Annotated in this window: 15 protein-coding genes, 3 tRNA genes and 1 pseudogene; 11 read left to right on the top strand and 8 right to left on the bottom strand. The window is 71.3% G+C overall.

Going from position 1 to position 24,564, the window contains the following annotated elements; genetic code table 11:
- Positions 1-133: zinc ribbon domain-containing protein (locus tag ACIPXC_RS12435; RefSeq protein WP_401616435.1), on the top strand; the 133-nt coding region annotated here is incomplete at its 5' end.
- 72 nt (positions 134-205) lie between these two features.
- On the opposite strand, the pseudogene ACIPXC_RS12440 reads toward ACIPXC_RS12435, so the two are convergent.
- Positions 206-1,080: pseudogene (locus tag ACIPXC_RS12440) on the bottom strand (sirohydrochlorin chelatase).
- A gap of 310 nt (positions 1,081-1,390) precedes the next feature.
- On the opposite strand from ACIPXC_RS12440, the gene ACIPXC_RS12445 reads away from it, so the two are divergent.
- The 3 genes from ACIPXC_RS12445 to ACIPXC_RS12455 all read left to right on the top strand — a co-directional run bounded on the left by ACIPXC_RS12445 (position 1,391) and on the right by ACIPXC_RS12455 (position 4,835).
- Complete coding sequence (locus tag ACIPXC_RS12445) at positions 1,391-2,080, top strand: vancomycin high temperature exclusion protein (protein WP_401616437.1); 690 nt, start codon at positions 1,391-1,393, stop codon at positions 2,078-2,080.
- Between the two features lie 248 nt (positions 2,081-2,328).
- Positions 2,329-2,691: a hypothetical protein gene (locus tag ACIPXC_RS12450; RefSeq protein ID WP_401616179.1), complete on the top strand. Its 363-nt coding sequence runs from the start codon at positions 2,329-2,331 to the stop codon at positions 2,689-2,691.
- Between the two features lie 68 nt (positions 2,692-2,759).
- The gene (locus ACIPXC_RS12455) at positions 2,760-4,835 is read left to right on the top strand and encodes a molybdopterin oxidoreductase family protein (RefSeq protein ID WP_401616181.1); all 2,076 of its coding nucleotides are present in this window, start codon (positions 2,760-2,762) and stop codon (positions 4,833-4,835) included.
- Here ACIPXC_RS12455 and ACIPXC_RS12460 read toward each other — a convergent pair.
- Complete coding sequence (locus ACIPXC_RS12460; protein ID WP_401616183.1) at positions 4,832-5,434, bottom strand: hypothetical protein; 603 nt, start codon at positions 5,432-5,434, stop codon at positions 4,832-4,834. The two genes, ACIPXC_RS12455 and ACIPXC_RS12460, sit on opposite strands and share 4 nt — an antisense overlap.
- Before the next feature lie 64 nt (positions 5,435-5,498).
- Between ACIPXC_RS12460 and ACIPXC_RS12465 the strand changes: the two genes are divergently transcribed.
- On the top strand, positions 5,499-6,638 hold the full coding sequence (locus ACIPXC_RS12465; RefSeq protein ID WP_386453625.1) for an RNA polymerase sigma factor: 1,140 nt from the start codon (positions 5,499-5,501) through the stop codon (positions 6,636-6,638).
- Positions 6,639-6,731: 93 nt separating this feature from the next.
- Here the strand turns inward: ACIPXC_RS12465 and ACIPXC_RS12470 are convergent, their stop codons facing one another.
- From ACIPXC_RS12470 to ACIPXC_RS12485, 4 genes are all read right to left on the bottom strand, one after another.
- Positions 6,732-8,654 carry an ABC transporter ATP-binding protein gene (locus ACIPXC_RS12470; RefSeq protein WP_401616185.1) on the bottom strand — a complete coding sequence of 641 codons (1,923 nt, stop codon included), beginning with the start codon at positions 8,652-8,654 and terminating at the stop codon, positions 6,732-6,734.
- The gene (locus ACIPXC_RS12475; protein ID WP_401616187.1) at positions 8,651-10,384 is read right to left on the bottom strand and encodes an ABC transporter ATP-binding protein; all 1,734 of its coding nucleotides are present in this window, start codon (positions 10,382-10,384) and stop codon (positions 8,651-8,653) included. The genes ACIPXC_RS12470 and ACIPXC_RS12475 overlap by 4 nt, the downstream gene beginning before the upstream one ends.
- 153 nt (positions 10,385-10,537) lie before the next feature.
- Positions 10,538-11,986, bottom strand: coding sequence for an FGGY family carbohydrate kinase (locus tag ACIPXC_RS12480; protein ID WP_401616189.1), 1,449 nt, complete (start codon positions 11,984-11,986; stop codon positions 10,538-10,540).
- Positions 11,987-12,082: 96 nt separating this feature from the next.
- Positions 12,083-12,388 (bottom strand): YtxH domain-containing protein, encoded by a 306-nt coding sequence (locus ACIPXC_RS12485; protein WP_392577838.1) that lies wholly within the window; start codon positions 12,386-12,388, stop codon positions 12,083-12,085.
- A 145-nt stretch (positions 12,389-12,533) separates the two neighbouring features.
- Between ACIPXC_RS12485 and ACIPXC_RS12490 the strand changes: the two genes are divergently transcribed.
- The 5 genes from ACIPXC_RS12490 to ACIPXC_RS12510 all read left to right on the top strand — a co-directional run bounded on the left by ACIPXC_RS12490 (position 12,534) and on the right by ACIPXC_RS12510 (position 13,897).
- Positions 12,534-12,606 (top strand) — tRNA-Asn (locus ACIPXC_RS12490).
- Positions 12,607-12,611: 5 nt separating this feature from the next.
- Positions 12,612-12,684: transfer RNA gene (locus ACIPXC_RS12495), tRNA-Asn, on the top strand.
- Positions 12,685-12,870: 186 nt separating this feature from the next.
- Positions 12,871-12,944 (top strand) — tRNA-Ile (locus ACIPXC_RS12500).
- 315 nt (positions 12,945-13,259) lie between these two features.
- Positions 13,260-13,493 carry a type II toxin-antitoxin system VapB family antitoxin gene (locus tag ACIPXC_RS12505; protein ID WP_401616192.1) on the top strand — a complete coding sequence of 78 codons (234 nt, stop codon included), beginning with the start codon at positions 13,260-13,262 and terminating at the stop codon, positions 13,491-13,493.
- The gene (locus ACIPXC_RS12510; protein WP_401616193.1) at positions 13,490-13,897 is read left to right on the top strand and encodes a PIN domain nuclease; all 408 of its coding nucleotides are present in this window, start codon (positions 13,490-13,492) and stop codon (positions 13,895-13,897) included. Before ACIPXC_RS12505 ends, ACIPXC_RS12510 begins: the two co-directional genes overlap by 4 nt.
- A 152-nt stretch (positions 13,898-14,049) precedes the next feature.
- On the opposite strand, the gene ACIPXC_RS12515 is transcribed toward ACIPXC_RS12510, so the two are convergent.
- Together ACIPXC_RS12515 and ACIPXC_RS12520 are read right to left on the bottom strand one after the other, a co-directional pair.
- On the bottom strand, positions 14,050-14,370 hold the full coding sequence (locus ACIPXC_RS12515) for a hypothetical protein (RefSeq protein ID WP_401616195.1): 321 nt from the start codon (positions 14,368-14,370) through the stop codon (positions 14,050-14,052).
- Positions 14,371-14,775: 405 nt separating this feature from the next.
- On the bottom strand, positions 14,776-17,808 hold the full coding sequence (locus tag ACIPXC_RS12520) for an FG-GAP repeat domain-containing protein (protein ID WP_401616197.1): 3,033 nt from the start codon (positions 17,806-17,808) through the stop codon (positions 14,776-14,778).
- Positions 17,809-18,238: 430 nt separating this feature from the next.
- Here ACIPXC_RS12520 and ACIPXC_RS12525 point away from each other — a divergent pair, with 430 nt between their 5' ends.
- Positions 18,239-24,556, top strand: a complete 6,318-nt coding sequence (locus tag ACIPXC_RS12525) for an RHS repeat domain-containing protein (RefSeq protein ID WP_401616199.1) — start codon at positions 18,239-18,241, stop codon at positions 24,554-24,556.
- Positions 24,557-24,564: the final 8 nt, after the last annotated feature.

Genomic DNA, 24,564 nt, shown 5'->3' on the forward strand with positions numbered 1-24,564 from the left:
CAGCGCGGAGAACCGGCCCACACAGGAGAAGTTCCACTGCGTCGCCTGCGGCCACCAGGCGCACGCCGACGTCGTGGGGGCTTCCAACGTTCTGCGGGCCGGGCTGGCCCGTCGTCAAGCTCAACCAGCTTGACGAGAAGCCCCCGGATCTATCCGGGGGAGTAGTCACGACAAGACGGTAACCGCAGCGACCGACAGACCGGGATCAGGCGGAGACGAGTTCCGGCCGGACGAGGGCGGCGGGACGGCGCAGGGCCTCGTCGTAGCGGTGCAGCAACAGCCGGGCCAGGGCGGGGTGGTCGCCCAGCGGGGCGGCCGCGAGGGCGGGCGAGGCCGCGGCGGTCTGGGTGGCGAACCGGCCGGGAGCGGCGAAGTACGAGGCCACCGCGATCCGGTGGTGGCCGCGGGCGGCGAGCGCCCGGACGGCCTCGGGGGCGGTGGGCGCGGCGGCCGAGGCGTAGGCGGGCACCACCGGGACATCGCCGAGGCGGCCGGAGAGCAGTGCGGCGGTGCGGCGGGTGTCGGCGGCCGACTCGGGGTCGCGGGAACCGGCGGCGGCGAGCACCACGGCGGTGCCGGCGGTCCAGCCGGCCTCCACGAGCCGTTCGTACAGGGCCTCGACGAGCAGCGGGTGCGGCCCCAGCGGGGCGGCGACGCGGGTGTCCAGGTGGGTGGCCCGGGCGGCGGCCGCGGGCAGGTCACGCTTGACGTGGTACCCGCGGCCGAGCAGCAGCGGGACGAGGACGGCGGCGCCGGAGGCCGCGCGCAGGGTGTCGTCGAGCAGCGGCTCGTTCAGCTCGATGTGGCCGAGCCGGACGTCGAGCCGCGGGCGGAGCTCGCGGACCCGTTCGAGGAGGGCGAGGGCGGTGTGCAGGGCGCGCGGGTCGCGGCTGCCGTGGGCCACGGCGACGAGGGTGGGCTGCTGCATGGGAGGTCTCCGAGGGTGCGGGTGCGGGGCGGTCGCAGTCCGCTGAGCTGCGTGCCGAGCTGGGCGGTGATCCGGGTCAGCAGCTCGGCCGCGCTGCCGAACGGGAGGGAGGGGAGGGCGAGACTGTCGGGAGGGTGCACCGGCTCCGTCATGAACCGATCCTGCGGGTTGCAGATTGCCGGTGCGTTGCACCGGGATGACAGGTGGTTGCGGGGGGCTCACCCGGTCATTCGTACGAGTGAAAGGGGGTGGTGGCGGAACTCCCGGGCCGGTGGTGATCGTCAATGTGTGCGAACGAGGTGTGCGAACGGCGGCGTGTGCGGGCGCTGTGCGGGAGGGACGGTCATGAGGATCAAGGGCTGGGTGACGGCAAGGGCGACGGCAAGGGCAGGGGCAGGGGAAACGGCGATGGCGACGGTCGGGGCGCGGGCGAGGGCGCGCGCGGGCGCGGCGGTGAGAGCGATGGCGGACCGGCGGGCGGGGTGGCCGCGGCGGCTGCGGGGAGTCCGGGGCAGACGGCGGGTGGTGCAGGCCGTCATGGCGGGCTGTGTGCTGGCGCTGCTGCCGTCGGCCTGGACGCACGCGTCGGCCGCGGACCGGCTGCGGACGACGGCCGACGCGCCCGCCGCCGACGTGGCGGTGGTGTTCGGAGCCGGCCTGTGGCGGGGGCGGCCCACCCCCTATCTCGCCGACCGGCTCGACGCCGCCGCCGAGCTGTACCGCACGGGCAGGGTGCGGGTGGTGCTGGTCACCGGGGACAACAGCCGCAAGGAGTACGACGAGCCCGACGCGATGCGCACCTACCTGACCGGGAAGGGGGTGCCGGGCGAGCGGATCGTCAGCGACTACGCGGGCTTCGACACCTGGGACTCCTGTGTGCGGGCCAAGGAGATCTTCGGCGTCGACCGGGCCGTGCTGGTCACCCAGGGCTTCCACATACGCCGGGCCGTCGCCCTGTGCCAGGCGGCGGGCGTGGACTCGTACGGCGTCGGGGTCGCCGACGTGCACGACGCCACCTGGCGCTACGGGCAGGCGCGCGAGTTCCTCGCGGCCGGCAAGGCGGCCGTGGACGCGGCCTTCAAGCCGGCCCCCCACTTCCTGGGACCGAAGGAGCACGGGGTGTCGCGGGCCCTGGCGGCTCCGGCAGAGTGAGCACCGCCGTATATGACGATTCGTCATATACGGGGTCGGTCGGATACGGGCGTCAGAGGTGGAACCGTGGCTGGAGCGGATCTGCGGGGCAAGGCCGTCGTCATCACCGGCGGGGCCCGGGGACTGGGAGCCGCGGCGGCGCCCGGGTCCCGTCGTACGCTCCCCGTCCGCGCCCGCCTGCCCGTCCGTCGCGCCGCGGCCGCGTTAATCGCGTGCCGCCGACGGGGGTGCGGGCTACGGTCCGCCCTGTGGAAAAGGATGAAGACACCACGGCACCCTTGCTGCGCGACGTCCTCCCGCAGCTGAGCGCCGAACTCGTGCGGCTGCTGGAGGAGGAGGGCGAACGCGATCTCGCCCTCTGCGCACACGACCTCCGTATCCTCGCCGACTGCGGCTGCGGCGACGACTTCTGCCAGAGTTTCCACACCGCGCCCCACCCGCCGGGGACGCCCTATGGGCCGGGCCACCGCAACGTGGCGCTGCTCCCGGCCCGCGGGTGCCTGATCCTCGACGTCGTCCACGGCCGGATCATGTTCGTGGAGGTCCTGGACCGGCCCGAGCTGCGGCCGGTGCTGCGCGTCGCCCTCACCGGGGGCGGCGGGCCGCGCTGAGGTGGAGCACCCCGAGCCGTAACGCGGGGTGGCGGCCGGTGTAACACCGCCGACGCATGCTGAACCGTATGCACACGCCGGGATCCACCACCGCCACGCACTGCCCCTACTGCGCCCTGCAGTGCGGGATGAACCTGCGCCCCGAGCCCGGCGGCACGGGGGTGACGGTGGAGGAGCGCGCCGACTTCCCGGTCAACCGGGGCGCACTGTGCGGCAAGGGCCGCACCGCCCCCGCTGTGCTCTCCTCCCGGGTGCGTCTCACCGAGCCGCTCGTCCGCACCCACGCAGGGCGGCTCGAACCCGCCACCTGGGAGGAGGCCCTCGACGCCGTGGCCGCGGGCCTCTCCCGTACGGCCCGCGCACACGGACCGGACGCGGTCGGCGTCTTCGGGGGCGGCGGGCTCACCAACGAGAAGGCGTACGCGCTCGGCAAGTTCGCCCGCGTCGCCCTGCGCACCTCGCAGATCGACTACAACGGCCGTTTCTGCATGTCCTCGGCCGCCGCCGCACACCAAAAGGCCTTCGGGATCGACCGCGGCCTGCCCTTCCCGCTGGAGGACATCCCCCGCACCGGCTGCGTGGTCCTCGTCGGCTCGAACCTGGCCGAAACCATGCCGCCCGCCCTGCGCTACCTCACCGAGCTCAAGGCCAACGGCGGCACCCTCGTCGTCATCGACCCGCGCCGCACGCGCACGGCCGAACAGGCCGACCTGCACCTGGCCCCGCGCCCCGGCACCGACCTCGCCCTCGCCCTCGGTCTCCTGCACCTCGTCGTCGCCGACGGCCGCACCGACGACGAGTTCATCGCCGCCCGCACCACCGGCTGGGAAGAGGCCCGGGCCGCCGCCATGGCCCACTGGCCCGAGCTGGTGGAACGCATCACCGGCGTCCCGGTCCCGGCCCTGCGCGAGGCGGTCGGCCTCTTCTGCGCACCGGACTCCGCGATGGTGCTGACCGCCCGCGGCCCCGAGCAGCAGTCCAAGGGCACCGACACCGTCGGCGCCTGGATCAACCTGTGCCTGGCCACCGGCCGGGCCGGCCGCCCGCTCTCCGGCTACGGCTGCCTCACCGGCCAGGGCAACGGCCAGGGCGGCCGCGAGCACGGCCAGAAGGCCGACCAGCTCCCCGGCTACCGCAAGCTCACCGACCCGGCCGCACGGGCGCACGTCGCCGGGGTCTGGGGCGTCGACCCCGACAGCCTCCCCGGACCCGGCCGCAGCGCCTACGAGCTTCTCGACGCCCTCGGCACCGACGTGAAGTCCCTCCTCCTGATGGGCTCCAACCCGGTCGTCTCGGCCCCCCGCGCCGCACACGTCGAGGACCGGATCCGCTCACTGGACTTCCTCGCCGTCGCCGACGTCGTGCTCTCCGAGACGGCCGTCCTCGCGGACGTCGTCCTCCCCGTCACCCAGTGGGCGGAGGAGACCGGCACCACCACCAACCTGGAGGGCCGCGTCCTGCTGCGGCGCCGCGCACTGACCCCGCCCCCGGGCGTCCGCAGCGACTTGGACGTCCTGCACGGGCTCGCCGCCCGCCTCGGAGTCGAGAAGGGCTTCCCCACCTCCCCCGAAGAGGTATTCGACGAACTGCGCCGCGCCTCCGCCGGTGGCCCGGCGGACTACTCCGGCATCACCTACGACCGCATCGAGGCCGAACAGGGCGTCTTCTGGCCCTGCCCCGAGGGCTCCACGGGCACCGAATGCCTCTTCCTGGACCGGTTCGCCACCGACGACGGCCGGGCCCGTTTCGTCCCCGTCGCCCACCGTGACGCCGCCGAAGTCCCCGACGTGGACTACCCGCTCCTGCTCACGACCGGCCGCGTGGTCGCCCAGTACCAGTCCGGCGCCCAGACCCGCCGGGTGGACGAGCTCAACGAGGCAGCCCCCGGTCCCTTCGTGGAGCTCCACCCCCGCCTCGCGGCCCGGCTCGGCGCGGTCGACGGCAGCCTCCTCGCCGTCACCTCCCGCCGCGGCCGCGCGGTGGCCCCGGCCCGCATCACGGACGCCATCCGCGCGGACACGGTCTTCATGCCCTTCCACTGGCCGGGCGAGGGCCGCGCCAACACCCTGACCAACCCGGCCCTCGACCCCACCTCCCGTATGCCGGAGTTCAAGGTCTGCGCGGTCCGCGTCGAACCCGCCTAGGCACCCTGCCCGAGCCGGCCGTCGTCCACCGACAGGTCGCGGTCGTACAGCACGAACTGCCTTTTCCCCGTGTCCAGTTCGTACCCGGCCGAGTCGAGCTCCCGGATCAGTGCGTCGAAGGCCGCACCCGCACCGGCCGCCCCCGCCGCGCCGCTCCACCGCTGCCTCACGCACCGCACCTGCCAGGCCCCGCCCCCGACCCGGCGCACGTTCCCCGACAGGTGCGCCCCGTGCGGGGCCGCCAGGGCCTCCAGCGCCGGGCGGTCGAAGTCCGCGGGCAGCAGCACCGGGAGGTGGTGCTCGAAGCAGCCGCCGCCCGGCCCCGGGAGGTCCGTGGTCCAGGGGACGGTCTTCACCTCGACCCGCACCGGATCGAAGCCGTCCGCCCGCAGCTGCGGCACCAGCCGCTCGTGGCCCGTGCGGTCCGGCAGGGTCAGCACCGGCCGCGACACCGCCCGCCCCCGCTCCGGCTCGACGTGCGTCACCTCCAACTTCCGTGCGGCGGCCCAGGTGTCGAGCCGCGCCGACTCCGCCGCGTCCGCGCAGCGCACCGTCACGTGGGTTTCGTCCTCGCGCATGGAGCCGATCATCTCGGACATGCGTCCGATCCGCATCGGGGTTCCCGGCCGGGGGTAACCATCGGTCACGCACCGGACTCAGAAAGTGCTCGCACGCCCCTCGTGGCAGCCATGTGTCTTACCCCACACTGAATGCGGTGCCCCCGTCCTCGGAGCCCTGGAGGTCGCCCCCGTGCAGACCCGGACCCTGACCGTGAACGCGAGCGAGTCCTCGGAGGCCGAAGCCGTGGACGAAGAGCCCGAGGTACTGGAGCTGATCGAGCCGGTACCTGTGCAGCGCAGGCGGGACAGCGACGGGAGCGGGGGTGGAGCGGGCCCCTCCGCCGACCTGTTCCGGCAGTACCTGCGCGAGATAGGCAGGATCCCGCTGCTCACCGCCGCCGAGGAAGTGGATCTCGCGCGGCGCGTCGAAGCCGGACTGTTCGCCGAGGAGAAGCTCGGCAACACCCCCGACCTCGACTCCCAGCTCGCCCTCGACCTCGACCGGCTCGTCGTCCTGGGGCGCATGGCCAAACGCCGGCTCATCGAGTCGAACCTGCGGCTGGTCGTCTCCGTCGCCAAACGGTACGTGGGCCGCGGGCTCACCATGCTCGACCTGGTCCAGGAGGGCAACCTCGGGCTGATCCGGGCGGTCGAGAAGTTCGACTACGCCCGCGGGTACAAGTTCTCCACGTACGCCACCTGGTGGATCCGGCAGGCCATGTCCCGTGCCCTCGCCGACCAGGCACGGACCATCCGTGTGCCTGTCCACGTCGTCGAGCTGATCAACCGGGTCGTCCGTGTGCAGCGCCGCATGCTCCAGGAACGCGGCTACGAGCCCACCGCCGAAGAGGTCGCCGTCCACCTGGAGCTGACCCCCGAGCGGGTCCTGGAAGTACTGCGCCTCGCCCAGGAGCCGGTGTCACTGCACGCGCCCGTCGGCGAGGAGGAGGACGTCGCGCTCGGCGACCTCATCGAGGACGGGGACGCCGCCTCCCCCGTGGAGTCGGCCGCCTTCTTCCTGCTGCGCGAGCACCTGGAAGCGGTCCTGTCGACCCTCGGCGAACGCGAGCGCAAGGTCGTGCAGTTGCGGTACGGGCTCGCGGACGGACGGCCGCGCACCCTGGAGGAGATCGGCCGCATCTTCGGCGTGACGCGGGAGCGGATCCGTCAGATCGAGTCCAAGACCCTCAACAAGCTGCGCGACCACGCCTTCGCCGACCAGCTGCGCGGATACCTCGACTGAAGCGGGCACCGCCGGAACGGGCAAGGGGCGCCCCGAAGGACGCCCCCGCACCCGCCCCCGCACCCGCTCCCGGCGGTCCGGTCCGGTCCGGTCTCAGTCGACCTCGGCGACCGCCTGGGCGAACTGCGCCGCGTACAGCCGGGCGTAGGCCCCGCCCGACGCGAGCAGCTCCTCGTGCGTGCCCTGCTCCACGATCGAGCCGCTCTCCATCACCAGGATCAGGTCTGCGTCGCGGATCGTGGAAAGCCGGTGCGCGATCACGAAGGACGTACGGCCGTGCGCGAGCCGCGCCATCGCCTTCTGGATCAGCACCTCGGTACGGGTGTCCACGGAGCTCGTCGCCTCGTCCAGGACCAGGATCACCGGGTCCGACAGGAACGCCCGGGCGATGGTGATCAGCTGCTTCTCGCCCGCGCTGACCCCCGCACCCTCGTCGTCCAGCACCGTGTCGTAGCCGTCCGGCAGGGTGCGGATGAACCGGTCCGCGTGCGCCGCCCGCGCCGCCTCCTCGATCTCGGCGCGCGTGACCTCGCGCGAAGCACCGTAGGCGATGTTCTCGGCGATGGTCCCGCCGAACAGCCAGGTGTCCTGGAGCACCATGCCGATGCCGCCGCGCAGTTCCTCGCGGGTCATCTTGGCGATGTCCACGCCGTCCAGGGCGATCTCCCCGCCCGTGACCTCGTAGAACCGCATCAGCAGGTTGACCAGGGTGGTCTTGCCGGCGCCCGTCGGGCCGACGATCGCGACCGTGTGGCCGGGCTCCACCGAGAGCGAGAGGTTCTCGATCAGCGGCCGGTCCGGCTCGTAGCGGAAGGCCACCTTGTCGAAGGTGACCTGGCCGCGCAGCTCCTGCGGGCGCTCCGGCACGTCCGCGTCGCGCTCCTGCTCCGGGGCGTCCAGCAGCTCGTAGACCCGCTCCGCCGAGGCGACACCGGACTGGACGAGGTTCGCCATCGAGGCGACCTGGGTCAGCGGCATCGAGAACTGCCGCGAGTACTGGATGAAGGCCTGCACATCCCCGATCGACAGGGTGCCGGAGGCGACCCGGAGCCCGCCGACCACCGCGATCAGCACGTAGTTGATGTTCGAGATGAAGAACATCACCGGCTGCATGATGCCGCTGACCAGCTGCGCCTTGAACGAGGCCCGGTACAGCGCCTCGTTCTGCTCGGCGAAGAGCGCCGCGGACTCCTTCTGCCGGCCGAAGACCTTGACCAGGTTGTGCCCCGAGTACATCTCCTCGATGTGGGCGTTGAGCGTTCCGGTCGTCTTCCACTGCTCCACGAACTGCGGCTGCGACTTCTTGCCGATCTTCGCGGCGACGTAGACCGAGACCGGGACGGTACCGACCGCGACCAGCGCCAGCAGCGGCGAGATCCAGAACATCATCGCCAGCACGCCGACGATGGTCAGCAGCGAGTTCAGCAGCTGACCCATCGTCTGCTGGAGGGTCTGGCCGATGTTGTCCACGTCGTTGGTGGCCCGGCTCAGCACCTCGCCGCGCTTCTGCTGGTCGAAGTACGACAGCGGCAGCCGCGACAGCTTCGCCTGCAGCTCCTCGCGCATCCGGTACAGGGTGCCGTTCATGACGTGGTTCGACAGCCGGGTCGCGACCAGCATCAGCAGGCCCGCCAGGGTGAAGACCACCAGCGCCCAGATCGCCACGACCCCGACGGCACCGAAGTCGATGCCCTGGCCCGGGGTGAAGTCGGTGCCGGACAGCATGTCCGCCATGCCGTCCTCGCCGCGGGCGCGCATCCCGTCCAGCGCCTGCTGCTTGGTCACACCGGCCGGCATCTGCCGGCCGACGATCCCCGCGAAGACCAGGTCGGTCGCCGCGCCGAGGATCTTCGGTCCGACGACCGCGCAGGCGACGCTGCCGACGACGGCCAGGACCATGCCCCACAGCTTGGCCCGGTCCTGCGCGAGCTGGGCCAGCAGCCGCTTGCCCGACCCCTTGAAGTCCAGGGACCGCTGGGCGGGCCCCATCATCATCCGTCCTCCGGGCCCGCTCATGCCGCCTCCGCCTCCGTCAGCTGGGAGAGCACGATCTCCCGGTAGGTCTCGTTACCGGCCATCAGCTCGTGGTGGCGTCCCTCGCCCACGACCTGCCCCTCGTCCAGGACGATGATCCGGTCGGCGTCGCGGATCGTCGCGACCCGCTGGGCGACGATGACCACGGTCGCGTCCTCGGTCTCGCGGGCGAGCGCCGCGCGCAGCGCCGCGTCCGTCGCGTAGTCCAGGGCCGAGAAGGAGTCGTCGAAGAGGTAGATCTCCGGGCGCTGGACCAACGTGCGGGCGATGGCCAGACGCTGGCGCTGGCCGCCGGAGACATTGGTGCCGCCCTGGGTGACCGGGGCCTCCAGGCCGCCCTCCAGCGCCGAGACGAACTCCTTGGCCTGGGCCACCTCCAGGGCCTGCCACAGCTCCTCGTCGCCGGCGTCCGGGCGCCCGTAGCGCAGGTTGGAGGCGATGGTGCCGGAGAACAGGTAGGGCTTCTGCGGCACCATGCCGACCGTCTTGGCCAGCAGTTCGGGGTCGAGCCGGCGTACGTCCTCGCCGTCGACGAGTACCTCGCCGCCGGTCGCGTCGAACAGCCGGGGGACCAGCCCCAGGAGCGTGGACTTGCCGCTTCCGGTGGAGCCGATCACCGCCGTGGTCTCGCCGGGGCGGGCCACCAGGTCCACGCCGCGCAGGACCGGGGCCTCGGCGCCCGGGTAGCGGAAATCGGCGCCGCGCAGCTCCAGGACGCCGCGGCGGGTGAGTTCGCGCACCGGGTCGGTGGGCGGGACGACGCTGGACTCGGTGTCCAGCACCTCCTGGATGCGCTCGGCGCAGACCTCGGCCCGCGGCACCATCATGAACATGAAGGTGGCCATCATCACGGCCATGACGATCTGCATCAGGTAGGCGAGGAAGGCCGTCAGCTGGCCGATCTCCATGCCGCCGCTGTCGACGCGCATCGCGCCGAACCAGATGACGGCGACGCTGGAGATGTTCACGACCAGGATCACGGTCGGGAACATCAGGGCCAGCAGCTTGCCCGAGGCGAGCGAGACGCCGGTGAGGTCGGCGTTGGCCTCGCGGAAGCGGTCCTTCTCGTAGTCGTCGCGGACGAAGGCGCGGATCACCCGGTTGCCGGTGATCTGCTCGCGCAGCACCCGGTTCACGGTGTCCAGGCGGTCCTGCATCCGGCGGAACAGCGGCCGTGTCCGGTGGACGATGGCGCCGACCGATACCCCGAGCACGGGGACCACGGCCAGCAGGACGCCCGACAGCTGCACGTCCAGCGAGAGCGCCATGGCGATGCCGCCGACGCACATGATCGGCGCCGAGACCATCAGGGTGAAGGTCATCAGCACCAGCATCTGGACCTGCTGGACGTCGTTCGTCGTACGGGTGATCAGGGACGGGGCACCGAAATGGCCCAGCTCCCGGGCGGAGAAGCTCTGCACCCGGTCGAAGACGCCGGCACGGATGTCGCGCCCGACGGCCGCGGCCGTGCGAGCGCCGTGGTAGACGGCTCCGACGTTGCAGACGAGCTGGACGAGCGAGACACCCAGCATCAGCGCGCCGAAGCGCAGGATGTAGCCGGTGTCGCCGTTGACGACACCGTTGTCGATGATGTCGGCGTTCAGAGTGGGCAGGTACAGGCTGGCGCTGGTCTGCAGGAGTTGCAGCAGGACCAGCGCCGCTATGGGTTTCCGGTACGGACCCAGGTGGGTCCGCAGAAGTCGTATGAGCACGCGCAGGCTCCGGTCGGCACGATCGAGGGGTTCAACCCATCTTCGGCCAATCGGCCCACCGATCCCCACCGGATTTCGCAAAGGCCGGTCAAAAGGACCACCCGCGCGGGCGCGGGTCCTACGACCCCCGCGCCCGCCCGGATCCGGCGGCGGTCAGAACGCCCCGGGGTGGATCTGCTCCCGCGTCGCGATGTACTGCTGGCGCACGCCCTGCCAGGCCGGGAAGTCCTCGTCCGGCTCGAAGACCTGCGCCGCAGGGGCCGGCCAGACCGGCGGGACATGCGGTGCCAGGGTGCCCTGCGCCACACCGAGGGCCCAGGCCGCCTGGCGGGCCGCGCCCAGCGCCGCGTAGTCCGCGGGCGCGGGCACGACGATCTGGGTCCCGAACAGCCCGGGGGCCGCGGCCTGTACGGCGGGCAGCTCGGCGGCCGCGCCCAGCAGGAACACCCGGCGGATCTCGACCCCGCGCGAACGCAGCACGTCGAGGGCATCCACCAGCCCGCACAGCATGCCCTCGAAGGCCGCCCGGGCCAGGTGCTCGGGCTTCATGGAGTCCCGGCGCAGCCCGGTGAGGGTCCCGGCGGCGAGCGGCAGGTTCGGCGTCCGCTCACCCTCCAGGTACGGCAGGAGCACCAGGCCGTGCGCGCCCGGCGTGGACTTCAGCGCGAGCTCGGACAGCCCCTCCAGGTCGGTGCCGAGCAGCTCGGCGGTGCCGCGCAGGGCCCGTACGGCATTGGAGGTGTTCACCACGGGCAGGTGCATACCGGTGGCGTCGGCCAGGGAGGTGATCAGCCCGCCCGGCTCCGACAGCGCCTCGTGGTGCACCGCCATCACCGAACCGGAGGCACCGAGGGAGACGACCGCGTCGCCGGGGCCCAGCCCCAGACCGAGGGCCGCGGCCATCGTCTCGCCGGTACCGGCGGATATCAGCAGCCCCTCGGGCGTGGTCCCGGCCGCGTCGGCCGGGCCGAGCACCTCCGGCAGCAGGGCCCGGTGCCCCAGCGCCAGCTCCACCAGATCGGGCCGCCAGGCTCCGGCGGCCGCCGACCAGTAGCCGGTTCCCGAGGCGCCGCCGCGGTCGGTGGTCCGCCGGGCCGGGCGGCCCAGCAGCTGCCAGACCAGCCAGTCGTGGGGCGACATCAGTACGGCCACCCGGCGGGCCGCCTCGGGCTCGGTGCGGGCCAGCCAGGCCAGCTTCGCGACGGGCTGCGCGGAATGCGGTACCGAGCCCACCGCCTCGGCCCAGGCGTGCCGCCCGCCGAGGGCCTCGGTGAGGTCGGCGGCTGCGACCTGGCCGCGCTTGTCGTTGCCGACGAGGGCGGGGCGTACCAGCGCGCCCTGCGGGTCCAGCGGCAGCAGGGCGTGCTGCTGCGCGGACACGCCTATGGCCTGGACGCCCTCCAGGATCCCGCCGCCGGCGGCCTCGCCGAGTGAGAGCAGCCAGGCCTGCGGGTCGGTCTCGTGGGGGCTGGCGCCGTCGGGTTCGCCCACGGGCTGCGGATGGGGTGCGTACCCCTGGCGCAGCACGGCGCCGGTCTCGGTGTCACAGACGACGATGCGTGTGAAGGCGGAAGAGCTGTCCAGCCCGGCGACTATCCCCATGCGGAGAATTCTGCCGCACGCGGGGCCGGTCCTGACCGTCCCGGAGCCCCTGAAACCACATGGGTCCCAGGGGCTCCGGGCAGGGCCGGTGACATGTCAGGTGTTGCTGGTGCCCCAGTCGTCGTCGCCGGCCCCGCCACCCGTCCGGCCGCGCAGTCCGGGCACCCGCCGGGCGAGCGATTCCGGCACGGCGCCGCCGGCCTTCTCGCTGACCGCGGCGAAGGCCTTCCCGGCGTACTCCCGGCCGGTGTGGCCGGCGGTCTCGGCGGCGTTGCGCACCGCCGGGTTCTGCGCGATCTGCCGGGCGGACTTCTTGAGCTGCTCGTAGCGCTCGCGCCCGGCCCGGGTTCCGAGCACGTACCCGAGGGCCAGTCCGACCACGAACGTGACCTTGTACCGCATGCCTGTCACCCTTCGTCGTGTGGTGCCCGGCCTGCTGTCGATACCGATTGGCGGAGCACCCCCCTGCTTGCGCTAATCTATGTCTCGCAACGGGCGCTCGCCCCCCGGCAAGGCCGGAGGTGGGCCGTTCGATGCACCGCAGCAATCCCCTGTAGCTCAATTGGCAGAGCAGCCGGCTGTTAACCGGCAGGTTACTGGTTCGAGTCCAGTCGGGGGAGCGCAGTCCCCTGTAGCTCAATTGGCAGAGCATTCGGCTGTTAACCGGAGGGTTGCTGGTTCGAGTCCAGCCGGGGGAGCAAGGAAGAGGAGAGGGTCCTACGGGGCCCTCTCCTTTTTGTCGCCCGTCCAGGGAACCGGGCAGCCCTCGGCGCGGTCTCACTGAGCAGGAGAAGCCGATCATGCGAGGCATCCGAAGCAGGAGATCGTATGAGCGGCTATGCTGCGGCAGACGGCGCGCACAGATGTACGCGCCACGCCGTGAAGGGGCGGTAGCTCAGCCGGTTAGAGCAGCGGACTCATAATCCGTCGGCCGTGGGTTCGAGTCCCACCCGCCCCACTGAGCGTCCCCAGGCAGAATCGTTCTGACCTGGGGAAACGCGTTTACGGGGTCGTTTCGCGTGTGGCGGTCGCCTCGCGAGGGTGTGGCGACGGTGAGTCTTCGCGCATCGAAGGTGCGTCCTGTGCGGCTGTGACCTGGGCTTTTGTGTGCCCGCAGCTATGGGAGCGTCAAGTGCGGGTCCCGCGACCGCCGAGAGGCCTGCGGTTCGGCGGTCGGGCCGTGCTTGCCCCGCGCGCGATGGGTCCACCCAGGAGAATGTTGGTGATGTAGATTGGTTATGTACATCACATACTCGCGGTGAGAGGTGCCGGTATGTCCGTGACCCAGATCGATCTCGATGACGAGGCGCTGGCCGAGGCGATGAGACTGATGGGCGCCTCGACCAAGAAGGAGACCGTCAACATGGCGCTGCGGGACTACGTCGCGCGCGTCAAGCGGCTGGAGGCTGCCGAGAAGCTGGCCGCGCGGGGTGAGCGGGGCGAGTTCGAGGCCGCGGCTGCGGCGCATGCCGCCGCCAAGCACGCCCGGCGGGCAGCCTTCGAGTGATCACGTACCTTCTCGACACGTCCGCCCTGTGGCACCTCTTCCGTACGCCGGGGGCGTTGCGGCCCTGGGAAGGGCACATCGCCGCCGGCGTGTTCCATGTCTGCGAGCCCACGAGAGTGGAGTTCCTCTACTCGGCCACGAGCCCGGCCCACCGCGACGAGTTGGCCGAAGAGCTGGATGCTCTCTGCCGTTTCTCGCCGGTCCCCAAGAACGCGTGGCGCTGGGTCGACACGGCGCAGTACAAGCTCACCCAGCGCGGGCAACACCGTGCCGCCGGAGCCGTCGATCTCCTGGTGTGCGCGACAGCGGTCCATCACGGCCACACGGTGCTCCACGTGGACAACGGCTTCGCCACAGTGGCGGGGGTCCTCAAGGAAGTGCAGCAGCGAGACGTACGGGCCTGATTCTTCATTGAGTTCGAACAACACTCGATCAACTCAGGTGGCCAACGGGTGGCCCGTCAGCGCGAACGGCGGGGCACAGTACGGCCGGGGCCGCCTTCGGCGGGCGCTGTGGAAAGAGGATTGCCGCACGCACGCCTTGATGTCGCACTGTGTTACGTGACGGCTGCCGCAGAGGGATGGAAGACCTGGGCGAGGCGATCGCGGTCGGCCGCTCCGACCGCCCGTCCGTCGGCGAGGCCATCTGTGAGCAGGCCATGGCGTCGCCCGAGGGTTCGATGGCGTCGCTGGTGTCGGTCGCTCTCGCTGCGATGGGGCACGCCGCCGGTGACCGCGCGGTCCACTGGGGCCGGACGCTCATGGATTCGGAGAACACCGAACTCACCCGGGAAGTGGCGCAGGCGTTTGGCAGCCTGCGCGGTCGCGGCGATCTGCTTGACGGCGAGGAGGACTTGCTGCGGGAAATCGCTACCCACGGGGACAGCATTGTGCGCAGGGCCGCTCTCGGCGCCGTGCACGTCATCGCCGCACAGCACAAGCACCTGGCCGTCGAACTGCTCACCGCATCGCCCGCCGTGGAGGCAGCGGGCCTCGACGAGTTCGCCCAGGCCATAGCAGGTCCCCCGTACAGCGCGCGGTCCTGGTCGGACCTCTCCGAGGAACAGCAGGGGGGCACGGTGGAGGGCCCGAGGCGCTTCGGCGCGATCGCCGCGCCGACTCCGGCGGCGCCGGCGAGGTCCGCCCGTGCCGCAGAGCGCGGCGCCGTCCCCGTCCGAAACGGCCTGCCCTGCGGCCCGTCCGGCCGGGGGACGGCCGGAGGGGGCGGGGCCCTGGGCCCCGCCCCCTCATGGGCGTTCTGTCGCGTGCGCGGCCGGTGCCGGTCAGCTCAGCGCGGAGAAGTTCTGCCAGCCGCCGGTGCCGACCTCGGTTCCGCTGCCCTTGATGTCGCTGTAGAAGTACAGCTTGGCATCGCCGCCGGAGGACCAGATGTCGGTCTTGCCGTCGCCGTTGCCGTCCGGCAGCGCAGTGATCAGCGGGCGGTGCGAGACCGTCCAGCCGGTGCCGATGACGATCGCGGCCGGACCGCTGCCGAGGCCGCCGCCGGCTGCGTCGGTGCCCGTGTAGAGGCGCAGGTCACCGTTGATGCGGCTACGGGCGAGCATGTCGACCCGGCCGTCGCCGGTGCGGTCGCCGGGGGCGGCGATGTCGTAGTTGGACCAGGAGCCGTTGCCCACCAGGACCGGCTCGGCGTACTCGTCCAGGTAGCCGGAGGCATGGCCGAAGTAGAGCCACAGGTGGTCGCCCTCCTTGACCAGCAGGTCGGGGTAGGACGGCAGGTCCCATTCGCCGATGGTGCCGTCGCCGTCGAGGTCGGTGGGACCGTCGACGTCGCCGACCGCCAGGATCTGGTCGGCGTTCTTGAAGTGGTTGTTGGGCTCCTCGTACACCTGGAGGTCACGGCGCTCGTCCGCGCAGTCCCCGCCTTCGGCGGTCTCGCCGAAGGCGGTGCAGGCGTGCCCGTAGCCGTTGTTCGGGAAGACCTGGATCTGGCGGGAGCCCTTCGGCCCGGTGGCGGCGACCAGGTCCTCGTAGCCGTCACCGGTCCAGTCGCCGCGGTGCGTGATGGACGCGCCGGCGAGGTTGGTGGCGCCCGCCTCCTGGTACCGGCCGACGGTGCCGTTGCCGTTGCCCGCGTACATCCACAGCTCACCCGTGGTGCGCAGGGCGTACATGTCCGACGTGCCGTCGCCGTTGAGGTCGCCCGGCTTGTCCTTCATCGCGGGGCTGTTGGCGTAGAAGAGGTAGGTCTGGATGGCCGTGCGGTTGCCGCCCTTGCTCAGTGAGCGGGCGTAGACCCGCAGCGGACCGGCGACGGGGGGCGTCAGCTTCACGTCGACGGACGCGTCCACGGCGGCCGGCGTGGCGGTTCGGACGGTGGGGGACCACTCAGTCCAGTACTCGTACGAGGCGACACCGGTGGCCAGGCCGCGGGAGAGGGTGAAGACACCCTCGGAGCGCGCGGTGCCGGTCTGGGTCGGCCAGCCGTCGTCACCGTCGGGGAACTGCTTGGAGCTGATGCCGGGCGGGTGGTTGGGTACGTTCTGGTCGACGTGGAAGCGGCACACACCGCTCCACGCGGAGCTGGCCCGGCCGTCCTCGGCCCGGACCTGCCAGGAGTGCTGCTTGCCGTCGACGAAGGAGCCCTTGGGCACCGTGACCCGGGCGATGTTGCCGGAGGTCACCGCCTGGGTCTTCTCGTACAGCACTGTGCTCGTGCCGGTCTGCCAGACCTTGAAGCGGGCGGTCACCGTCCCGCCGTCACCGTCGGCGACCTTGGCCGAGAGCTGGACGTCGGTGTTGCCGACGGTGGTGCCGGGCGAGGCGGTGCAGGCGGTGGCGGGGCTGGTCGCCAGGCCGGACGGAGTGGACGGGGTGGTGTTGTAGGTGGTGGAGAACACGGCCGACTTCGCGTCGAACTTCTTCCAGCCGTAGGTGTCCGACTCCGAGGCGCGCAGGCCGAGGGTGGCGGTCGGCCACTTGTTCGCGGCGGCGAGATCGGCGACCGATTTGGTCTTGAACTCCAGGTTGCCGGCCGGGCAGCCGGAGCCCCAGCCCTTGGCCTCGGTCAGCGTCTGGACCCTGGCCACCCACGACGGCTGCTTGGCCCAGGTGGTGGCGGAGGAGATCGGGTTGATCCGCCACAGCTCCACGGGCTTCTTGGTGCAGGACCAGGAGTGGGTGTTCTTGATACGGAAGACCGAGTCGATGATCTGCTTGCCGTGCAGCTTCTTGGTGTCCATGGTGAACATGGACCGCCAGGTGCCGCCGGTGTCGGACTCGTAGCCCACCCGGGCCACGCCGGACGAGTGGTTCCAGTACGAGGTGGTGCTGTACTTCTTGGCGACCGAGGTCCAGTTGAGCCGGGCGCCGCTGACCGTCGGGTCGATGTAGACCGGGTAGACGGTGTCCTTGGACGTGAGGACGGACGCGTCCGGCTTCAGCGCCATTTCGCCGCCCTTGACCGCGATCGGCATGCGCTTCTCGACGGCGCCGTGCCGGGGTTCGAACACGTCCTCGGCCGGGGTGGCCGGGCGGCCACCGAGTTCGCGGGCGGCGGTGGTGGTGTCGGGCGCGGCCGTCAGGGTGTCCGGTGCGGCCACCAGCGAGCGCGGGCCGCCCTTCAGGAAGCGCGGCGACGCGGCAGGCGCGGCCGGTGCCGCCTCACCGGTGGCGATGCCCGCCGAGTCCCACATGGTCGGTGTGGGCGCGGTGAACACCTCCTGGCCGGCCGGGTTGACCGCCTTGAGGTTGCCCGCCTCGTCGGTGGAGAGGGCGACGCCCGAGGCGGCCACGTCGAACGTGACGGTCTTCAGGGCGGGGTTCTTCGCGGCCTCGGCGTTCTTGACGACGAGCAGCTGCTGGAAGCCCCCGACGGAAGCGCGCATCTTGAGGTCGACCCCGGGCAGGACCTCGGGATAGGTGGCGGTGTCGCCCTCCACGACCGGTGCGGGGAGCTTGCCCGGCCAGTCGACGGTCATCGACCGGCCGTCACGCGTGATGGTCGCCAGCGGAGCGTCGCCGCCGGCGGAGAACTCCAGCCCGACGGCGATCGCCTTGGGCCTGACCGTGCCGTTGCCGGTGGGCTGGAGCGTCGCGTCGGTGGGTACCAGCTTGCCGCCCTGGCGCACCCGGACCGGGGCGACAGCGGACTCCATCGTGAAGGTCCCGTTCGGGTTCGCGAACACGGTGTCGTATTCGGTCCGCTGGGACAGCACTTCGACGGGCTTGCCGGAGCCGGCGGCCCGCTGGGCCGCAGCGGTCTCCTCAGGTGTGCCCGCGGCGCTCCCGGAGGTCGGTGAGGTGCTGCCGGAGGGAGCGGAAGCGGAAGCTGAGGCAGCTGCCACAAAGGGCATGCTCAGAGCGGCAATTACCGCCGAAGCGGTGGCTATTCGGAACTTTCCTCGGGATCTCGTCGGTGGATTCGGATGTGGCATGTCGTGCTCCCCCGCATTCTTCATGGGACGTCAGATCGGCAAAGCGAAGGTATAGCACGGATAAATCCGGCCAGGGGGCGGGCGCTTCGGGCCGTCGTTCGCGGGGGAATGAACGGCCTCGGAGCAGTGCGTTCGGGGCCGGAGCGTGATTCCTGGCGAGGGTGCGGCGATGGCGGACGGTCCCACCCAGGTAATGGACTTGCATAATGCGTGGCCGATAGTGGATCGTTCGACTCAAGGGGGAAGTGTGCGCTTCAGGCATGCGCCGACGATTCCCGCCGACGGTGACCCGTCGGCGGAGCACATACCAAAGACCAGATCAGGCAGACGCCGTGGACTTGCCCGATCAGTGACCGTCATCACCTCCACCGCACTGCTCGCGGGCCTCGTCTCGGCCGAGGCGCTGGCGCTGACCCCGCTGTCCCTGCCCGCGTTGCAGCAGACGAAGCCGGTACCCGTCACAGAAGTGAAGTCCGGCAAGGACACGGTGGCTTCATCCACCTTCAACCCCAAGGACGCCGACTGGCCGTCCGCGGGGTCCGAACGGCTGAAGCTCGCCGGTCGCGGGGCCGTCGCACGGGCCAAGCCGGGTGGATTGCCCGTGGAATTGGCGCCCAAGGCCGCCGCCGGGGCCGCGCCGGCGTCCGGCGACGTACGGGTACGCGTGCTGGACCGGGCGCAGACCGAGAAGGCCGGCGTGGACGGGGTGCTCCTCGCGGTCGAGGGCGCGCGCGGGGCCGCCGACGTCAAGGTGGACTACTCCGCCTTCCAGAACGCCTACGGTGGCGGCTGGGCCTCCCGGCTCACCCTCGCCGAACTGCCCGGTTGCGCCCTCACCACACCGGACCGGGCCGAGTGCAAGCCCAAGCCCCTCGGCAACGTGCGCAACCGGCCCGAGGACGGCACGGTCATGGCCGAGGCCACCTTCGGCACGGCCACGGCGACTCCGCGGACGGACCCGGCCGGGCACACGGCCGGAGACGGCGGGCAGGCCGTCACGGGCGCCGGTTCGGCGACCGGCACGGCTTCCTTCGCCTCCTACGCCGCCGCCCCCGCGGCCGCGTCCGCCGGCTCCTCGACCCTGCTGGCGGTCGGCTCCGCCCCCGCCGGCTCGGAAGGCGACTTCACGGCCACCCCGCTCGCGCCCTCCGCGAGCTGGGAGTCCGGCGGCCCTTCCGGCGCCTTCACCTGGTCGTACGACCTCCAGACCCCCGCGGTGCCCGGCGGTCTCGGCCCGAAGCTCGCGCTGAGCTACAACTCCTCCTCGCTGGACGGCCGTACGGCCGCCACGAACAACCAGGCCAACAACATCGGTGACGGCTGGGGCCTGGAGCCCGGCTTCGTCGAGCGCCGCTACCGGCCCTGCAACACCGACATGACCGGCGGCAACAACAAGGCCAAGACCGGCGACCTCTGCTGGGGCAGCGACAACGCCGTGCTCTCCCTGGGCGGCAAGACCAGCGAACTCGTCAAGGACGACAAGACCGGCGTCTGGAAGCCGGCAGGCGACGACGGCACGAAGGTCGAGCGCCTCACCGACACCGGACGCGGCAACGGCGACGACAACGGCGAGTACTGGCGCGTCACCGACACCAACGGCGTGCAGTACTACTTCGGCTACAACCGGCTGCCCGGCTGGTCCTCCGGCAAGGCGGTGACGGACTCCACGTGGACCGTCCCCGTCTACGGCAACCAGTCCGCGGAGCCCTGCCACAAGAGCGCCTTCGCCGACTCCTGGTGCCAGCAGGGCTGGCGCTGGAACCTGGACTACGTCGTCAGCCCGCACGGGGACGCGATGGCGTACTACTGGGGCAAGGAGACCAACCACTACGGGCGCAACGTCAACACGTCCACCGGTGCCTCCACCGCCACCCCCTACATCCGCGGCGGCCACCTCAAGCGCATCGAGTACGGCCTGCGCGCCGGCAACCTCTACACCGGCACCCCGGCCGCGAAGATCACCTTCAAGGAGGCCGAGCGCTGCCTGCCCGGCTCCTCGTTCGACTGCGCCGAGTCCAAGTTCACCAAGGACAACGCCAAGCACTGGCCCGACGTGCCGTTCGACCAGTACTGCGCACCGGGCACCGAGTGCAAGAGCCGCTACAGCCCGTCCTTCTGGTCCCGCAAGCGGATCACGGACATCACCACCGAGGTCCGGGTGGGCACCGGCTACCAGAAGGTCGACTCCTGGAAGCTGACGCACCAGTTCCCGTCGACCGGTGACGGCTCCAGCCCCGCCCTGTGGCTGGCCTCGGTCACCCGCACCGGCCACACCGGGGGCACGCCCGCGTCCCTCCCGCCGGTGACCTTCATGGGAACCCAGCTCCAGAACCGGGTGGACACCACGGGTGACGGCATTCCGCCGCTGATCCGCTACCGGGTGAACGCCGTCAACACCGAGTCCGGCGGCACCATCGCCGTCACCTACTCGGCACCCGAGTGCACCCCCGGATCGCTGCCCTCGGAATCCTCCAACACCAAGCGCTGCTATCCGGTGTTCTGGTCCTCGCCCGACTCACCGGCCGCCGAGTACAAGCCGGTGAAGGACTGGTTCCACACCTACGTCGTCACCCAGGTGCGGGAAGAGGACCGGTGGGGCGGTGCGCCGCCCAAGCAGACCGACTACACCTACCTCGGCGGCGCGGCGTGGGCGAAGGCCGAGACCGAGTTCGCCAAGCCGGAGCACCTCACGTACGCGGACTTCCGCGGCTACGGCCACGTGCGCACCACGGTCGGCAGCGGTACCGACGGCCCGAGGCTGCACACCGAGAACCGCTACTTCCGCGGTATCGCGGGTGCCGACGTCGCCGACTCCGAGGGCAACAAGGTCACCGACCAGCCGGTGTTCTCCGGTATGACCCGCGAGGAGGGCACCTTCCTCGACGGCAAGCTGATCGAGGCCGGCACCTTCACCCCCTGGCAGTCCGCCGTGACCGCCAGCCGGGCCCGGCCGGGGCTGCCCGCCCTGACCGCGCGGATGTCCGCCGCCGAGCAGACGGAGACCACCCGTACCCAGGTCGCCGGCGGTTGGCGCCGCACCAAGGTGGAGCGCGCCTACGACGCGTACGGCATGCTCGCGACCGAGTCCGACCACGGCGACACCGGCAAGAGCGGTGACGAGAGCTGCACGGCCACCACGTACGCCCGCAACACCGGGGCGAACCTGCTGGCGACCACCGCGTCGGTGAAGAAGACGGCCGCGCTCTGCGGCTCCGCCCTCACCCTGCCGCGCGACCTGATCTCCGAGAAGCGCACCTACTTCGACGGCTCCACCACCCTGGGCGCCGCCCCCACCAAGGGCGACGTGACCCGCGTGGACGAGCAGGACGCGGCCGGCACCGGCTTCGTCACCGTCGAGACCAACAGGACCGACCAGCACGGCCGGACCGTCGAGACGGTGAACGCGGCGGGTGAGAAGACCACCACGGCCTTCACCCCCACCACCCAGTACGTGCCCACCAGGACGGTCACCGCGAACGCGCTGGGCCACTCCTCCAGCGTCGAGTCCGACCCGGGCCGCGGCGAGGAGATCGCCAAGACCGATGTCAACGGACGGCGTACCGACGCCGAACGGGACGGTCTGGGCCGCGTCGTCAAGGCATGGGAGCCCGGCTGGACCAAGTCCGAGCACCCGAAGGAACCGAGCAGGGAGTACACGTACGCGGTCTCCCGTACGGCGCCCACCGTGGTGACCACGAAGACCCTGCGGCACACCGGTGACTACCGGAGCGAGTACACCTTCTACGACGGTCTGCTGCGTGAGCGCGAGACGCAGGTGCCCTCCGGCACCGGCATCGGCCGGATCATCTCCGAGAAGAAGTACGACTCCCGCGGCCTGGAGTGGAAGACCTACAACGGCTACTACGCCACGGGTAACCCGTCCCCGACCCTGGTGACCGGCGACGACACCAAGGTGGCGGACCTGGTCCGCACGGAGTACGACGGGGCCGGCCGGCCCACCGTGCAGATCGCGGAGAAGAACACCGTCGAGCAGCGCCGCACCTCGACGCGCTACGACGGTGACCGGACGACGATCATCCCGCCCAAGGGCGAGACCGCGACCACCACGGTCAAGGACGTCGACGACCGCACGGTCGAGCTGATCCAGTACACCAACGACGCCCGCACCACCTGGCAGTCCACGAAGTACACCTACACCCCGGCCGGACTGAAGGAGACCGCGACCGACCCGGTCGGTTCCGTCTGGCGCTACCACTACGACCACCGGGGGCGCGTCACGCGGGCCGAGGACCCGGACAAGGGCCCGATCGAGACGGCCTACGACCAGGCCGACCGGCCGGTGTCGGCCAAGGACGCCAACGGCGCCACCGTCACCACGGCCTATGACGCGCTGGGCCGCAAGACAGAGATCAAGCAGGGCGGTACCACGCTCTCCCGCTGGATCTACGACACCGTGGCCAAGGGACAGGTCGCCAAGTCCGTCCGCTACCTGGACGGACAGGAGTACGTCTTCGAGACCACCGGGCTCAACCAGCGCTACCAGCCCACCGGAACCAGGATCACCATTCCCGGCCGTGAGGGTGCGCTGGCCGGCACCTACGAGTGGACGTACGGCTACGGAGAGCGCACCGGGCAGCTGGAGTGGACCCGCCACCCCGCCCTCGGCGGCCAGGCCGCCGAGCGGGTCAGCCACCGCTACTCCACCTCGCTGCCGTACGACCAGGTCGTCGGCACGAGCAGCCTGGCGGGCCCGCTGGTCAACAACGTGACGTACGACGCCTTCAAGCGTCCGCTGCGCACCGAGTTCGGCCAGACCGGTCTGCGTGTGTGGGAGACCAAGGAGTACGACGAGCACACCGGCAACCTGACCCGTACGGTCACCGACCGCGAGACGGGCCCGGCACGCATCGACGACACCACGTACGCCTATGACCTGGCGGGCAACATCACCCGCCTGGCCACGGCCTCGGGCCAGGACCAGCAGAAGTCGGTGGACACCCAGTGCTTCACCACCGACGCGCTGCGCCGGATCACCAACGCCTGGACCGCGACGGACAGCTGCGCCGCCAAGCCCAACGCCGACGGCACCGCCGGCGGCACCACACCGAAGGTCGGCGGCCCCGACGCCTACTGGCACTCCTTCACCTACGACCCGATCGGCAACCGCAAGACGGAGGTCCAGCACAAGGTCGCCGGCGACGTGGTGGCGACCAAGGACATCACCCGTACCTACGGCTACGGCGAGAACGGCGCCGGCAAGCGCGCCCTGACCTCCGTGACCAGCCAGGCCGAGGGAGAGGCCGACGCGAAGAAGGACACCTACGGCTACGACAAGACGGGCAACACCACCTCCCGCAAGGTCGGAGCGAGCGCCCAGGACCTGATCTGGGACGCCGAGGGGCGTCTGGCCAAGGTCGTCGAGGGCGGCCGCACCACCGAGTACGGCTACGACCCCGACGGCAACCGCGTCCTGGCCAAGGACGCGACCGGGACCACCCTCTACCTGCCGGCCGGCAACGAGCTGAAGCTCGACACGGCAGGCAAGAAGACGGGCACCCGCCACTACGTCCAGGACGGCAAGACCGTCGCCACCAAGGTGAGCGGTCAGACCAGCGTCATGCTGGCCGACCACCACGGCACGGCCACCGTCGCCGTCCTCATGGGCATGGGCCAGGCGGTCACCCGCCGCAAGCAGCACGTCTTCGGCGGCCAGCGCGTCGCGCAGCCGTCCCACTGGCCGGGCAGCAAGGGCTTCGTGGGGGGTACAGCGGATGCCACCGGCCTGACGCACCTGGGCGCGCGCGAGTACGATCCGACGCTCGGCCGCTTCATCTCCGTGGACCCCGTCATGGACACCGGGGATCCGCAGCAGATGCACGGCTACACCTACGGCAACAACAACCCGCTGGTGTACGCGGACCCCGACGGCAAGTTCTTCGGGAGCTTCATCCGCACGATCATCAACCTCGTGCGTCTGGTCGTCCGGGTCGTCATGGCGTGGCGGCGGACCGTGTTCAGCCGGTCCTCTTACTTCGGCGGCCGCAGTCCCGTCCTCGGCCCCTACCGGCCGGCGACCACCCCGAGGGTGCATGGCCCGTTCGTCTCCGACAACGCACGCGCCCAGGCGCAGGCGCGGGCGGACGCGGCGGCCCGCGAGGCCCAGCGCAAGGCGGACGAGCAGCGCGCCCGGGAGAACGACGTCAAGAAGAACACCAAGGACAACCGGTCCGGCTGGCAGAAGTTCTGGGACGGCACGAAGGAGACCTTCGGCACCTGGGACGGCTGGAAGAACCGGGTGCTTCCGGCGGCGGGCTTCGCGACGTGTGTGATCGCCTCGGCGGGCGTCTGCGGTTTCGCCGGCGTCGTGAGCGCGGGCGTGGTCCTGGTCGGTGATCGGGTCACGACCGGCGATTGGGACTTCAAGACCGCCGGGAAGAGCCTGGCATGGACCGCCGTCGGGACGGGTGCCGCCATCAAGTACGCTCAGTGGGGTGGCGCCACCCTCAAGCAGGCCGCCTGGGGCAGCGCGATCTCACGGACCTCCGTCGTCGTCAAACCGGCGACCACGACCAGCGGGGCGATCAGACAGCCAGGACCGATCAACTGGGCTGTCACTCGCGGAAACTCGGTGAGCAACGCCAACTTCGCCCTGGGATTCTGTGGTGCCGGCCCTGCGAGTCCCGGATTGCTGGTGGGCTCCTGCTGAACCGAAGG

Origin of the sequence: Streptomyces sp. NPDC090021, assembly GCF_044748225.1 — a bacterium.
Classification (GTDB): domain Bacteria; phylum Actinomycetota; class Actinomycetes; order Streptomycetales; family Streptomycetaceae; genus Streptomyces.